Origin of the sequence: Mucilaginibacter agri, assembly GCF_009928685.1 — a bacterium.
GTDB lineage: Bacteria > Bacteroidota > Bacteroidia > Sphingobacteriales > Sphingobacteriaceae > Mucilaginibacter > Mucilaginibacter agri.
Map to the genome: position 1 here is coordinate 738,034 of NZ_WWEO01000043.1, position 13,570 is coordinate 751,603.

The following is a 13,570-nucleotide window of genomic DNA, read 5'->3' on the forward strand; positions in this document are numbered from 1 at the left end:
GTTCCAGACTAAATTGACAAACCGCAGGCCCATTCACATTTAACTATACATCTCCTGCATTCTTGAGTTTGCTTTCTTGTAAAGAAATAACTTTAACTATAAACTTTACAAACTATGAAAAGAAAGCTCACCTATGCAGCATTGTTATTAATCGCTGCTTCATTAACCAATTGCAAAAAAGCAACGGAAACTAATCCGGAACCCACGGCCGTGGAAAACCAGCTCGAGGCGAGCTACGGCAAGCCTGTGCTGACAGCGGTGGTAGCACCTAATACTGTTGAAACTATTGCGGGAATGGTTTACCAATCGGGACCAAAACTGGTTGACGGGACCGCCAGTACTGCACGTTTTGACAACCCTTTTGCCCTTGTAATGGCAAAAGACGGCAGCTTGCTGATTGGCGATATTAATAACAATGCCGTTAGAAAACTATCTCCACAAGGCACAGTATCTACTTTGCAGTTACAAGCTAATGCTAATGGCGAACGTATTTATAACCCTACCTGGATAGGCTTGGACGACAACGAAAACCTGCACGTGATATGCCTTAATGTTGATGCAGCGGAAGGTTATAGTCAGTCGTGGATTTTTGGACCTTCGGGCAATGTGGTAGCCTCGTGGTGGTATATGTATGGGTACTTTTCCTGCATGGCTAAAGACCCGTATGAAAATACGCTTTGGTTTAGCGACGGTACGGATATAGGTAAGCATAAACTGGGTGCAGGTGGCAGAATAGGCATAGATTATATCAAGTATGACATGAGTAAATTACCCGAAACTAATGAGCGGGGCCGCGCCTTCGACGCGATGTTTGTTGGCTACAACGGTGTAAAGTATGTGGCTTTACAAAACATGATTTATAAGCTTACTCCAAGCGGTGTTTTTGAGCGGATATTTACAAATTTTACGTTTTCGCAGATATCAAGCATCGTAGCTAATAAAGATAGTCGTACAATTTACGTCGCCGATAACGGGGCTATCAGAAAAATTGAAAATAATAAAATCACAACCATTGTTGGGCCTAACGCAGCCCACCCAGATTACCGCGATGGCGTAGGCTCGGGTGCGGATGTGCATGCAGGCCAGCTGATATTTGGTAAAACCGAGAACATCATCTACTTTACTGACAACTACGCCCAAACAGTGCGCAGGCTAACGTTAAAATAACACACCTACATATAAAAGGAAAGCCCTTTAGCAATGCTAAAGGGCTTTCCTTTTATATCATTTTTTAATTACCATCTTCTGTGTGGGCCGTGGTATCTGTTATGAACCACAACTACACGACGTGGGCCATAATAACCGTGACGTACATAAACAGCTCTGCGGTAATAGCCGCGATGATATCTCGGGCCATAGTAAGCAACCGGAGCTGGCTCATAGTAAGCAGGCGCAGGGGTATAAACTACAGGAGCTGGTGCGTAATAAACAGGGCGTGGCGGAGGTGTACCAATATTTAAACCTACATGTACGCCTACTTGTGCTTTTGCAGCGTTGATTGTAAACAAGGCAACTATTACTGCTAAAAAGGTTATACGTTTCATATTCGATGTATCTTATAAGTAAATGATGCTTTAAACATCGTTGTTATACCAGTAGGACAAGTATCATGCCGGAGGGTTTAAGCGTTTTATCGGTTTGGTTAGTAAATAGCATGTAAATAGCTGTTTTTGAGGGATAAAAAATGGAATAGTATAGCCTTTGATCCCTCATATATTGTTGCGAGGAAGAAAGCAATCCCGTAGCTATACATATACAATTTGTATAGTGCAAACTGCATAGCAGGAGGGCTTTGAGAGCCTAGGCCATGCAGAACCCGGTTGAAAAAGTAGATTAAAAGCCCCTCTCTTTGGAGAGGGGTTTGGGAGAGGTGTTATAAATTCTTTGCCAGTTTCAGCATCATTTCCTGCGGCACCTTTTGTAGGTCGAGTACCAGGAAGCCATCCAAGCAGTCGGCAAACTTTGGATCGATGTTGAAGCAAATGATTTTGGCGTTAAGCGATATGTACTGGCGCAACAACACCGGTACTTTCATATTGCGGGTTTCCAGTTCAGAGATCAGGTTGTCGAGGTTTTTAAAGCTGTCCTCGCCGGTTAAAAGGAGTTCGGCATCGATGCTTGAAAAGTCGACCTTAAATTTCTTGCGAGGCTTCACATACTCAGCCATTTCATGGTCAAAATGATTACGTGTTATATAATCAACAATAAGCGACTTAGAGAACTTAGAAAAGCTATTGCTAATACTTGCCGGGCCTATAAGATAGCGATAACGTGGGTTATCGATCAAAAACTTCAAAATACCTTTCCACAATAAAAACAGTGGAAGTGGTTTTTGCTGATATTCCTTACGAATCCATGAACGGCCTAGCTCCAGGCTGCGTTTAAGCACCGAGGTAAATTCGGCCTTGATTTTAAATAGGGTAGAGATGTAAAAACCCTTTTTACCCATGCTGTAAAATATCTCATCGCCCAGGCCAATGCGATAAGCGCCAACCACCATTTTAGCTTCGGTATCCCAAATAAAAAGGTGGTTATAGTAAATATCATATTCGTCGAGGTCGGTACTTTTGTTAGTGCCTTCACCAATTTCCCTGAAGGTTATCTCCCGTAAACGCCCTATCTCGCGGATCACATGGGGTATGGCCGAGGTGGGGGCCACATATACTTCGTACGCTTTTTCCTTAGTCACGAGGTAGTCCTCGCGAAGCCCGTCAATCTCCGCAGATAAAATATCTGCACTGACAGCCTCTTCAATTTCTTCAGGTCTTTTCTTAATCTTGAAAAGTTCGCGGGGTTTGAAGATCTTTTTATCCTCTTCTAAACCTGTACCCAGCGCATAGGTTTTTGCACGTAAGAAGTTAAGTAACTTGGCGGGGTCTTTATTATCGGGCACCTCCTGAATATTAATTGGCTTGCCAATACGCAGTTTAATGGTTTGCCCCTGTTTATTAAACAATTCCGATGGTAGCTTAGCCGTGCGCAATGCAGGGTGGATCATGCTGAGCAGGTTAAACAGCACACCATTATTGCCATGAAAATAAATTGGTACAACCGGCGCCTTTGCTTTTTGAATGATCTTGCCCACTACCGGGTGCCAAAGGCGATCGGTAACCTGTTGTTGTTCTACCTTAAATGTAGATACTTCGCCCGCGGGAAAGATGCCAATAGGTGTGCCATTATTAAGCAGCTCGAGGGTAGATTTTATACCACTAATACTTGATGAATGCTCAATATTTTCGAAGGGGTTTACAGCAACAAAGTAATCACTTAGGTTAGGGATCTTTTTTAATAAAAAATTAGCCATTACTTTTGCCTCTGGCCTAACCATGCATAATATTTTCAGCAATATCATGCCCTCAATACCACCATAAGGATGGTTGGCTATGGCAATAAATGCACCGTCGGCTGGTATATTTTTTAGTTCTCGCTCGTCAAACTCTATTTTAACGCCGCAGCCTTCTAAAATAGCGTCAACAAAATCGGGGCCTTGTTTGGGTTGTGCCTGGGCAAACAGATCGTTTACCTGGTTTATTTTCATAATTTCCATCAGAAAGGCCGCCAGTCCGGGCATCTTCAGCTTATCTAACTTAGTGGCCTTTGCAAATTCTTCTGTGGTAATTACCTTCATATTTTTCTTATACAGATGTTGGTGTTTGTAACTCCAAATTTATTTAATTTAAACCGCTATTACGGCCTCCGGTATGAAAACCTCACTTAAAAATTACCTCTCCATAACAAAGAAAGAATGGAACGGCCTGGTTATACTGGTTGTACTGATAATATTGGTTTTATTGGTTCCGTATGCATACCGGGTGTTGCACAAAGATAAGGTAATAAATTTTAACGACTTTGACGCTGTTGCTGCACAACTTCCGGCAATGGATTCGGCGAGTGTAGACGACGTCAGTAAACCGGCATCGCCAGTCCTCTTCAATTTCAACCCCAATCACCTGCCAGATGACCAATGGCGCAAATTGGGTATGAATGAAAGGCAGATAGCTATGATTGATAATTACCAGGCTAAAGGCGGCAAGTTTTATAAAAAGGCCGATCTGCAAAAGATGTATTCCATTACTGCAGATGACTACAAGCGCCTCGAACCCTACATCCAATTACCAGCCGATATGCCCGCTGCAATTATCGATATCAATCGTGCAGATTCTGCATCGTTGGTTACGCTCAAAGGCATCGGTCCAGCCTACGCCATGCGCATTATTCGCTACCGGGATAAATTGGGCGGTTTCTATAAAAAGAATCAGCTGAAAGAAGTTTTCGGTATTGACGAAGAACACTATCTGTTGATCAAGGACCAGCTTAAACTAAATCCTGCTTCAATTCATAAACTCAACATCAACCAAGCCACTTTCGACGATCTGCGCCGATATCCATATCTCAGCTACAAACAGATTAACGCTATTATTCAGTACCGAAATGAACACGGTGATTATGATAATTTTGATGACCTGAAAGATGTGGCGATTTTGGATGATGTTACTTTGAGTAAGGTTAGGGCTTATTGGATATTTAGGTAGTGTGCTTATGGTTGGTACGATGAACCTTGTCATGGAGGTGCCCTAAGCCCCAATTTGCATAGGTCAGCGCTAAGATGAGCGTTTGTCCCGCTCAGTTGCCGCGGGTTGGCTGTTACTTTGGGGCGCCAAAGTAACCAAAGCGCCTGTTGGCAAGAGGCTTCTTTACGCACAAGGCCTGCCGCACAAACAGTCACAACACACAGGCCGGGATCTTTTGCCCCGCTTACGCCCGCACGTATCCAACCCGTCTGTCAAATCTCCAATGCCTCTCCCTACACACTATCCACCATTGTTCTGCCTGCTTTTGCCCGAAGCTATTTGCCAACTTAAGGAAAAATAGAAATTAGAAACTGCTCGCACAGTCCTAAGGTCGGCTAACCCATGTGGCCTCTTGATTTTCGGGTAGCACTTCCCCTGCCCAACTATTGACTTTCATAGAAAATAAAGCAGCCACGACTTTTCTTTTTGGTTCTTTTTCTTTTGAGAGAAAAGAAAAAGAACATCCATTGACACTTCATAACCTACACTACCCACCCTAATGAAAAACGAATTCTGCGAGATTTGAGTCATTGCTTTGTAGGGCTGAGATTGCTTTCCCGATAACTATCAGAACTGGCTTTACCTCGCAATGACACGTGGATAAAAGAAGCTACGTATTATCCCCTCTTATCAACAAACTTAACCGCTTTCCTAACCGTTTCCGGGAACTGCATTTTCTGAATCTCTTCGGCAGAAACGTATTTAATATGCGGACTAACCCTTAGCCTTGCTTGCAAATAAGCGCGGATCTGATGATCGCATTCTTCGGTATAGGCTGCCGGGAGGATGTAGAGCAACACTTCGTCGAGGCCAACATCATTAGGGTAAACTTCTACCACATAATCTCGTATTTCTTCACGCTCGTTCAGGATGTCGAAAAGCGCCGGTGGGTAAAGGGTTGTGCCTTTGAATTTGATCATTTGCTTTTTGCGACCGAGAATAGGGGATAACCTCCAGCTCGGGCGACCGCATGCGCAGGGCTCGTCAAAATACATACAGATGTCGCCGGTTTTGTAGCGCAGCAAGGGCATGCCCTCAACACCAAGTGTGGTGATGGTCAGTTCGCCGGGTGTGTGGGGACCGACAGGCTGTTCGTCGTCGTTTAGTATCTCGGCAATCATCAAATCTGGCTGATAGTGCCCGCCGCGGCCTTCGCTGCACTCGGTAAATGCGGTTTGCATTTCGGTAGAAGCGTAAGTCGAATAAAGATCGATATGCCACGAATCGGTGATCTTCTTCCCTAAAATATTGAGCGAGAAATCAGTGTTACGGATATTCTCGCCAATGCAAATAGCTTTTTTTACTGATGATGCGTTAATGTCTATTTTATTATCCTTAGCATATTGGATCAATTTCAGCATAAAAGATGGTACAGCAACAATTGCTGTAGGCTTTAATCGCTTAATGGTTTCCCATTGCAACGATGGTACACCCGGACCCAAACGAATAGCCCCTGCACCCAGTTTACGCAGACCGAGATAATAGGCCATGCCAGCCATAAACTGGCGATCAAGGGTAAGCATGAGTTGGAAGATATCGTCTTTGGTAGCACCAGCGCTTAGAAACGAGTTATACTCGTTGAGAGCCAGACGGTCGAGGTCTTTATCGGTAAGGGCAACCGTAACTGGCCCGCCAAGTGTGCCCGAGGTTGATGTATATTCTATTACCTTTTCAGCGGGCACGCATAAAAAGTCGAGGTTGCGTTGCTGCAAATCTTCTTTGGCAGTAGTGGGTATGCGGGTTAAATCGGCAACGGTTTTAATGGTGCTGATGTCGATGTTATGTTTATCAAACAATTCGCGGTAGTAAGGCGAATGCTGCGAAAGGTAAACCAGTAATTCGCATAGTTTTTGCTCTTGCAGAAGTGTGGCTTCGGTAGCCTGCTGTGCTATCATCTATTTCTCTATAATTACCACTGCCTGCGCCATTGTTTTCACATGCGATAATGATACCATAATATTGGTAATACGCATAGGAGCAAGGGTTTCGGCAGTTTGGCCCGACAAAAATATTTCGGGCTTTCCGTCTCCATTATTAATTACTTCAACCTCTTTAAAGGTAGTGCCGGTTAGCCAGCCAGTGCCAAGGGCTTTAAAAAAAGCTTCTTTGGCGGCAAAGCGCGCGGCATAGTGCTCAAATTTATTGGTTTTTGATTCGCAATAGTTAATTTCTTCAGCCGAAAATATCATTTCGCGAAACTGGTCCGACTTATTCATCGCGGCAGAAATCCGGACTACCTCAACTAAATCTGTCCCTAATCCGGCAATCATTTTTTATTATCTTGCATCTTTAAAAATCAAATGTAATAAAAAAGCCAAAGCCCTTGCTAGTGGCTAACATAAACCGCTGTGAAGCAGTTTTATAACATATATTTCAATTTTTTGCTTTAACATGTTTATTAAAAAACTTTTTACAGGTGCTCTATTTTTTCTGCTTACCCTACCCGTATTTGCCCAAACCCAGCACAGGTTTAAAGACATGATATTTAAGGATGTCACCATCGACGAGAATATCAACTACTCCAACAGCTCCGACAAAAAAGCACACCTTTTTGATATTTATCAGCCACATGATGACACCGCCCATAAACGCCCGTTGATTATCTGGATGCATGGGGGAGGCTTCAAATTTGGGTCGAAAGAAGCCAAAGGCATTAAACTGTGGAGTAACACTTTTGCGCAACGCGGTTATGTGTGTGTAGCTATTAACTACAGCATGAGCAAACGTCCTGCAATTTTCGGCATTAGTATTAGCGACCTGCAAAAAAGCACTTACTACGCCGTGCAGGACCTGAAACAAGCTATTGATTATTTTAAACTGAATGCCGAAAAGTATAAGATAGATACCAATAAAATTATATTAGGCGGCAACTCTGCCGGCGGGATTATGGCCCTGCAAGCCGCATATAGTAACAATGCCGAGCTGGGCGAATTGGTGGGCCTCACCAATGGGGAAGCCGATATGCACTCTAAAAAGTATCTGAACATAGCAGGGGTAATTAACTTTTGGGGGGCAATATTTGATATCCACTGGCTTAAAAATGCCAAAACGCCTATTGTACAGGTTTATGGCAGCACTGATGGAACCATAGATCCCGGCCATAAAGGCACGCCGATGTATGGTGCAGCCTCGATTCACAAAGAAGCCGACGAGCTGAAGATTCCCAACGTGGTAAAAGTTTACGAAGGTTACTCACACGAATTACAGAAGCATTTTAACCCGATATTTTCTCCCGGCAAAGACACCGAAGAGCGCTGGGCACAAGCAGGCCAATTTGCTGCCGACTTTTTATATGAACAACTATTTGAGGTAAAGGTAAAGCCCAATAAAAAAGGAGCCAAACCAAACGCTACAACGCTCGACTATCGCACCATGTGGAAAGCCCCTGAAAAGAAAGCGGAACCCGTTGCAGAAAAACCGAAATCCGCCGCCAGTAAAAGTGCACCTGTAGTAGAAAAACCCAAACCCGCCGCCATAGACACGGGTACATCTTTAGATTACCGCACCATGTGGCCAAGTGAAGGTAAACCTGCGGCTAAGAAGAAGCCGAAGAGTTAGGGAGAGGCGTTCCAATCAAGAAATCTTCCACTACGTCATTACTAGGTACGAAGCAATCCCCGACCCAAAATATTTTGTTCTAAACTTTAATGTTGTTCAACGCTATCAAAAATGAACGAAATTCAAAGCTTACTTGTCAATCAACATGAATTTACAGCTAATCAAATAATTGATGCTTTAGAAAAAGTTGGTAAAAGAGGTGATATAATTATAATAAAGAATGACGGATTAAGATCATCAGATAATTATACCGTTGTTATTAGCTCAGGCAGTAATAAATTTGATGGTATCAGATACGACGACGTTAATTTAAGTAATGCAGTTAAAAAGGCATTAAAAGATTATGCCGAAGTTATCTAGAGCTTTCCTCTAGCTAGAATACGCTTGCTGTGTATATCTAGCGCCTATCTGTTTGCTTCAAATACTAAAGGACTCAGCATATTGATTTTTCTAAATATTTTCTTACCGGGTATTGAAAAAAAAGATAGTATATCGGCGCGAAAGGTGTCGCTGGTTGAATTTGGGGGGCAGTCTTCCATTTTTATAAAAACCGGTTGCACTATTGGATCGCTTTCAACTGCTTTGTGATTGAACGTTTGCGGAGCCCAGTTTCCATCTGTACTTTCAACCACAAATTTTATTTCATTCCCATACGCCGCTAATGCTGTTTTGCTACCAAAAAGTTGAACGTTAGAAACCTTTCCTTTGGAACTAATGGTGAATTGTGCAAATATTGCCGCTGTTAGGCAGGTATCTATTCGTTTTCGTCTTAACGTATCAAATTTACTAAACAAGGTATTGTGCATGTCTCTTTCCCCTGTTTTATAATAAGCATCATGATTGGCCGATTGAGCGTGAGCGAGGTTCACATTACCTATTAAATAAACGGTAAGTATTAAAATAACATGGTTGCGTAGATTTTTCATGATTTTTATTTTAGCAATGAGTACCGCTTGCTATCGCTTTGATATTTGGTGTTTGTAGTAGCGAACTATTAATACGATATCTATTTCTTTGGAGTTTCAAATTGAATCCAAACCAAATCCTCTTTTCTGCGTTTAACAAACTGACTATTTATTTTTTGATACCCTACATAATGAACATTGCTAAAATTATTACGGCCGTTGCCCTAACTATAATAACTGTTGACCTTGCCGAAGCGGCTCCGGTTACTAAAGCGTCTACTAGCGAAGTAGCTGGCTTTCAGTTGCCACCGCCGCCTCCGCGCCCGCCGTTGCCGCACAGGCGTTATCACCGTAACCGTCGGTATGCAAGTCACCACAGTACGTTACACATACGTTTACCAAAACCGCCGCCACCACCGCCGCGACCACGTTTATAAAAGCTTTTAATTGTGATCTATTTTTAACGCAGTACCAGAAATCTGGTGCTGCGTTTTTATTTTAAAAGCACTAGCGTGTTGGCTCTTGGCTCTAAAAATATTATCTTTGCCCATGCAAGAAAAAATCCTCATTCTTGACTTTGGCTCTCAGTTTACACAACTCATAGCACGCCGTGTCAGGGAACTCAATATCTACTGTGAGATCCACCCGTTCAATAATTTTCCAGAAGTTGACAGTACTGTAAAAGGTATCATCCTTTCGGGTAGTCCATATTCAGTTCGTCAGGAAGATGCTCCGCATTTCGAATTCGCCAAGCACCACACCAATCTGCCTATTTTAGGCGTTTGTTACGGTGCGCAATACGTTGCCCATTTCAACGGTGGCGAAGTAATGGCATCAAACACCCGCGAGTACGGCCGCGCTAATTTGCATTACATCAACCAAAGTAATCCTTTGTTTAAAGATGTACCGGGTAATTCGCAGGTATGGATGTCGCATGCGGACACCATTAAACGCATTGCCGGTAACTTCGAGATCATTGCCAGTACAGATAATGTTGAGGTTGCTGCTTACCAGATCAAGGGTACGCAAACTTACGGTATTCAGTTCCACCCCGAGGTTACCCATAGTATTGATGGCAAGCAGCTGCTGCAAAACTTCCTGGTAGATATTTGCGGTTGCGCACAGGATTGGACACCGGATTCTTTCGTGGAAACCACCATTGCAGCTTTGAAAGAAAAGCTTGGTGATGATAAAGTAGTATTAGGATTATCGGGCGGGGTAGATTCGTCGGTTGCGGCTGTGTTGTTACACCACGCAATCGGTAAAAACCTGCACTGTATTTTTGTTGATAACGGCCTGCTGCGTAAAGACGAATTTGAGTCGGTACTCGAATCGTACAAACACATGGGCTTAAATATAAAAGGTGTTGACGCTAAGCAACGTTTCTACGATGCGCTGAACGGTTTATCAGATCCGGAGAAAAAACGTAAAGCCATTGGCCGTGTGTTTATCGAGGTATTTGATGATGAGGCACACCAGGTACAAGATGTAAAATGGTTAGGGCAGGGTACTATCTATCCCGACGTAATCGAGTCGGTATCTGTTAAAGGACCTTCAGCAACCATCAAATCGCACCATAACGTAGGCGGTTTGCCAGACTTCATGAAGCTGAAAGTGGTTGAGCCGCTAAACACTTTGTTTAAAGACGAAGTACGTAAAGTAGGTAAAGCTTTAGGCATCGATGATAATATTTTAGGGCGCCACCCTTTCCCGGGTCCGGGTTTGGCTATCAGGATTTTAGGTGAAATTACTCCAGAGAAGGTTGATATTTTACAACAAGCCGATGCAATTTATATCAACAATTTACGCTCGGCCGGTGTTTATGACAAAGTTTGGCAGGCAGGCGCAATTTACTTGCCTGTGCAGTCGGTAGGGGTAATGGGCGATGAGCGTACTTATGAAAACGTAGTATGCCTGCGCGCAGTAGAATCATTAGACGGTATGACAGCCGACTGGTGCCACTTACCTTACGACCTGCTTGCGAAAATTTCAAACGAAATCATCAATAACGTAAAAGGCATCAACCGGGTAGTATATGACATTAGTTCGAAACCACCGGCTACCATTGAGTGGGAATAAATATAAGTTACTGATATTATCGGTTGTGTTTTGGGCGGCGGCATGTTCGCCTAAAACGCAGCCAATAGTAAATAAGCCACAGCCCTCAGTAACGCCGCCAGCGGCAAAACCTGCCGAAAAACCGGTTGCCACAACACCAGTAAAAGCTGCTAAACCAGCCCCTCAAAAGGTTTCTGGCATCGCTATGCTGTTACCGTTCAATTTGGATAATCTTAATCAGGGCGGTAAGTACAGCAAGGCAGATTTGCAAAAGGCCAACATGGCTGTTGAATACTATCAAGGCTTTAAGCTTGCGCTTGATTCATTAACGTCCAACGGATACAATTATCGTCTGCAGTTGCTTGATTCTAAGGATCAGCCTGCGGAAGCGCGTAACCTGTCACTCAATCCCAAACTGTATAATAACGATCTGATTGTTGGGCCTATTTTCCCGGATGGCATCAAAGCGTTCAATAGCACAAATACCGGCATCACTAAAAAGCCTGTACTATCGCCATTGTCGCCGGCATCACCAAGTGGTTTCCACAGTCCATTGCTGATTACCGCTATTCCACCATTGGATTATCATGCCAAACGTGCTGCGCAATATGTTTACGAGCGCTTAAAGGCAAAAAAGGTATTTGTGTTAAAATCGGGTTTTTCGGTTGACAATAACTACCTCACGCCGTTTAAACAGCAATTGGATAGTTTGAGCAAGCAACATGTGAAGCTAATTCCGCTAACTGTGGTTAGGGGTGATTTGAAGCCTTTGCTACCACAGCTTTCTAAAACAGAAGATAACGTTTTTGTGCTACCATCAACCAACCAGGCATTTCTACAAGTAACCTTGCGTGCATTAGATACGCTGGCTAAAGCTTACCCGGTAGTATTAATTGGCCACCCAAGCTGGGAGAAGCTAACCTTTTTACGGGCAGATGCGTTACAAAGGTTAAAAACGGTGATCACGTCGTCAGACCATGTGAATTACAAATCGGGCAGTATGATTGGGTTTATCAAGGCCTATCGTAAAGCTTATCATTTAGAGCCTAGCGAATTTTCGATCAAAGGATTTGATGAAGGATTCTACTTTGGCGAGCTTCTGGCGCAATCTGAAACCGGAACTTTAAAGCCCGAAACACTTGATTTTGAGGGTTTGCATAACAAGTTTCACTTTGTTAAAAAACCAACAACAGGCTGGGTAAACACCCATGTTTATATATTGAAATACACTAACTTTGAGTTAAAAGCGATAGAATGAAGGCACTGAATCAGCTCAAAACATTTCAACGAATTTTAGCTGAATATCCGGCTGATGTGCCATTAAGTAAGTTTCTACCCGGTTTTTTCAGGCAGAACAAACAGATGGGTTCTACTGATAGAAAAGTTGCCAGCAGGCTTATTTACAATTACTTTCGATTAGGGAGGGCGCTTGCAGATCAACTGCCGGAAGACCGTTTGATGGTTGCCGAGTTTTTATGTAATAACCAGCTTAACTCATTCATTCAGCACTTTAAACCCGACTGGGCTGCCTGCATTGGTTTTTCGCTCGACGAAAAACTGAACATTGTTAAAGCCACCTACCCGGATTTTAAATTGGAAGAAGTTTACCCCTGGACGGATAAGCTTTCGGCGGGTATAGACAAACAAGCCTTTCTTAAATCATTCTTCATTCAGCCCGATCTGTTTATCCGTATACGGAAAGGCTTTGAGCAGCAGGTAAAAACCGAACTAAAAAATGCTGAGGTAGCGTTTAAGGACGAAGGCAATGGCTGCCTGGCCTTACCTAATGGTACCCGGCTCGAAAATATATTCCCCAAGCAACATTTGTTTGAGGTGCAGGATAGATCGTCGCAACAAACGGCTCAATTCTTTCAGCCCGAGAAATGGGGGCATTGGTGGGATGCCTGTGCTGCATCGGGCGGAAAATCTTTATTGTTATACGAGATAGAACCTACTGTTAAACTGGTGGTTTCAGACATTCGCGAAACCATATTGGCCAACCTCGATGAGCGTTTTGAGCAGGCAGGTATCCGCAAGTATCAGAAAAAACTGGTAGACCTTACCGGTAACGTGGATCCCGAAATGCACGATTATGAGTTTGACGGGATCATCCTCGACGCACCTTGCAGTGGCTCGGGCACCTGGGGCCGAACGCCGGAGATGATCAGCCAGTTTGAAACCTACCGGATGGAATTTTTTCAGAAGCTACAGAAAAGCATTACGCCCAACGTAACCAAGTACCTTAAAGAAGGTAAGCCACTAATCTACATTACCTGCTCAGCTTTTAAAACCGAAAACGAGGAAGTAGTTGACTACCTGGTAAAAAACCTGAATTTAACGCTGGAAAAACAAGAGGTTATTAGAGGCTATACCCACAAGGCCGATACCATGTTTGCTGCCCGTTTAATTCAAAATCCACGCCCGGTAATCCAGGAAGAACCAATCCCCTGGGATCCGAACGTGGAACTGAGGTAGGGG

General features: G+C 43.5%; 13 protein-coding genes. 8 read left to right on the forward strand and 5 right to left on the reverse strand.

The genetic code is table 11. The annotated features are described in order from the left end of the window. Positions 1-114 precede the first annotated feature (114 nt). Positions 115-1,167, forward strand: a complete 1,053-nt coding sequence (locus GSY63_RS16255; protein WP_166586855.1) for an NHL repeat-containing protein — start codon at positions 115-117, stop codon at positions 1,165-1,167. A 68-nt stretch (positions 1,168-1,235) separates the two neighbouring features. Here the strand turns inward: GSY63_RS16255 and GSY63_RS16260 are convergent, their stop codons facing one another. Beyond that, entirely contained in the window at positions 1,236-1,544 is a 309-nt protein-coding gene (locus GSY63_RS16260; RefSeq protein WP_166586856.1) for a hypothetical protein, read from the reverse strand. Positions 1,545-1,873: 329 nt separating this feature from the next. Continuing rightward, on the reverse strand, positions 1,874-3,628 hold the full coding sequence (locus tag GSY63_RS16265; RefSeq protein ID WP_166586857.1) for a lysophospholipid acyltransferase family protein: 1,755 nt from the start codon (positions 3,626-3,628) through the stop codon (positions 1,874-1,876). Positions 3,629-3,701: 73 nt separating this feature from the next. On the opposite strand from GSY63_RS16265, the gene GSY63_RS16270 reads away from it, so the two are divergent. Beyond that, on the forward strand, positions 3,702-4,532 hold the full coding sequence (locus tag GSY63_RS16270) for a helix-hairpin-helix domain-containing protein (RefSeq protein WP_166586858.1): 831 nt from the start codon (positions 3,702-3,704) through the stop codon (positions 4,530-4,532). Between the two features lie 656 nt (positions 4,533-5,188). Here GSY63_RS16270 and GSY63_RS16275 read toward each other — a convergent pair. Both GSY63_RS16275 and acpS read right to left on the reverse strand, forming a co-directional pair. After that, complete coding sequence (locus GSY63_RS16275; RefSeq protein ID WP_166586859.1) at positions 5,189-6,466, reverse strand: phenylacetate--CoA ligase family protein; 1,278 nt, start codon at positions 6,464-6,466, stop codon at positions 5,189-5,191. Further along, positions 6,467-6,841, reverse strand: a complete 375-nt coding sequence (gene acpS / locus GSY63_RS16280) for a holo-ACP synthase (RefSeq protein ID WP_166586860.1) — start codon at positions 6,839-6,841, stop codon at positions 6,467-6,469. It abuts the gene before it with no gap. Between the two features lie 121 nt (positions 6,842-6,962). On the opposite strand from acpS, the gene GSY63_RS16285 reads away from it, so the two are divergent. Together GSY63_RS16285 and GSY63_RS16290 are read left to right on the forward strand one after the other, a co-directional pair. Then, positions 6,963-8,129, forward strand: coding sequence for an alpha/beta hydrolase (locus GSY63_RS16285; RefSeq protein WP_166586861.1), 1,167 nt, complete (start codon positions 6,963-6,965; stop codon positions 8,127-8,129). Positions 8,130-8,240: 111 nt separating this feature from the next. Beyond that, positions 8,241-8,489: a hypothetical protein gene (locus GSY63_RS16290; RefSeq protein WP_166586862.1), complete on the forward strand. Its 249-nt coding sequence runs from the start codon at positions 8,241-8,243 to the stop codon at positions 8,487-8,489. A gap of 44 nt (positions 8,490-8,533) precedes the next feature. Here GSY63_RS16290 and GSY63_RS16295 read toward each other — a convergent pair whose 3' ends face one another. Continuing rightward, the gene (locus GSY63_RS16295; protein WP_166586863.1) at positions 8,534-9,055 is read right to left on the reverse strand and encodes a hypothetical protein; all 522 of its coding nucleotides are present in this window, start codon (positions 9,053-9,055) and stop codon (positions 8,534-8,536) included. 170 nt (positions 9,056-9,225) lie between these two features. Here GSY63_RS16295 and GSY63_RS16300 point away from each other — a divergent pair, with 170 nt between their 5' ends. The 4 genes from GSY63_RS16300 (at position 9,226) to GSY63_RS16315 (ending at position 13,567) form a co-directional block, all read left to right on the forward strand. Then, positions 9,226-9,471, forward strand: a complete 246-nt coding sequence (locus GSY63_RS16300; protein WP_166586864.1) for a hypothetical protein — start codon at positions 9,226-9,228, stop codon at positions 9,469-9,471. Positions 9,472-9,583: 112 nt separating this feature from the next. Beyond that, complete coding sequence (gene guaA / locus GSY63_RS16305) at positions 9,584-11,113, forward strand: glutamine-hydrolyzing GMP synthase (RefSeq protein ID WP_166586865.1); 1,530 nt, start codon at positions 9,584-9,586, stop codon at positions 11,111-11,113. Beyond that, the gene (locus tag GSY63_RS16310; protein ID WP_208094562.1) at positions 11,100-12,350 is read left to right on the forward strand and encodes an ABC transporter substrate-binding protein; all 1,251 of its coding nucleotides are present in this window, start codon (positions 11,100-11,102) and stop codon (positions 12,348-12,350) included. The genes guaA and GSY63_RS16310 overlap by 14 nt, the downstream gene beginning before the upstream one ends. Then, positions 12,347-13,567: an RsmB/NOP family class I SAM-dependent RNA methyltransferase gene (locus GSY63_RS16315; protein ID WP_166586867.1), complete on the forward strand. Its 1,221-nt coding sequence runs from the start codon at positions 12,347-12,349 to the stop codon at positions 13,565-13,567. Before GSY63_RS16310 ends, GSY63_RS16315 begins: the two co-directional genes overlap by 4 nt. Positions 13,568-13,570 lie beyond the last annotated feature (3 nt).

Excerpts from the sequence above, each read along its gene's own strand:
- acpS (WP_166586860.1), bottom strand. The coding sequence starts at position 6,841 with ATGATTGCCGGATTAGGGACAGATTTAGTTGAGGTAGTCCGGATTTCT.
- GSY63_RS16270 (WP_166586858.1), top strand. The coding sequence starts at position 3,702 with ATGAAAACCTCACTTAAAAATTACCTCTCCATAACAAAGAAAGAATGG.
- GSY63_RS16275 (WP_166586859.1), bottom strand. The coding sequence starts at position 6,466 with ATGATAGCACAGCAGGCTACCGAAGCCACACTTCTGCAAGAGCAAAAA.
- GSY63_RS16300 (WP_166586864.1), top strand. The coding sequence starts at position 9,226 with ATGAACATTGCTAAAATTATTACGGCCGTTGCCCTAACTATAATAACT.
- GSY63_RS16285 (WP_166586861.1), top strand. The coding sequence starts at position 6,963 with ATGTTTATTAAAAAACTTTTTACAGGTGCTCTATTTTTTCTGCTTACC.
- GSY63_RS16315 (WP_166586867.1), top strand. The coding sequence starts at position 12,347 with ATGAAGGCACTGAATCAGCTCAAAACATTTCAACGAATTTTAGCTGAA.
- GSY63_RS16295 (WP_166586863.1), bottom strand. The coding sequence starts at position 9,055 with ATGAAAAATCTACGCAACCATGTTATTTTAATACTTACCGTTTATTTA.
- GSY63_RS16290 (WP_166586862.1), top strand. The coding sequence starts at position 8,241 with ATGAACGAAATTCAAAGCTTACTTGTCAATCAACATGAATTTACAGCT.
- GSY63_RS16255 (WP_166586855.1), top strand. The coding sequence starts at position 115 with ATGAAAAGAAAGCTCACCTATGCAGCATTGTTATTAATCGCTGCTTCA.
- GSY63_RS16265 (WP_166586857.1), bottom strand. The coding sequence starts at position 3,628 with ATGAAGGTAATTACCACAGAAGAATTTGCAAAGGCCACTAAGTTAGAT.
- GSY63_RS16260 (WP_166586856.1), bottom strand. The coding sequence starts at position 1,544 with ATGAAACGTATAACCTTTTTAGCAGTAATAGTTGCCTTGTTTACAATC.
- guaA (WP_166586865.1), top strand. The coding sequence starts at position 9,584 with ATGCAAGAAAAAATCCTCATTCTTGACTTTGGCTCTCAGTTTACACAA.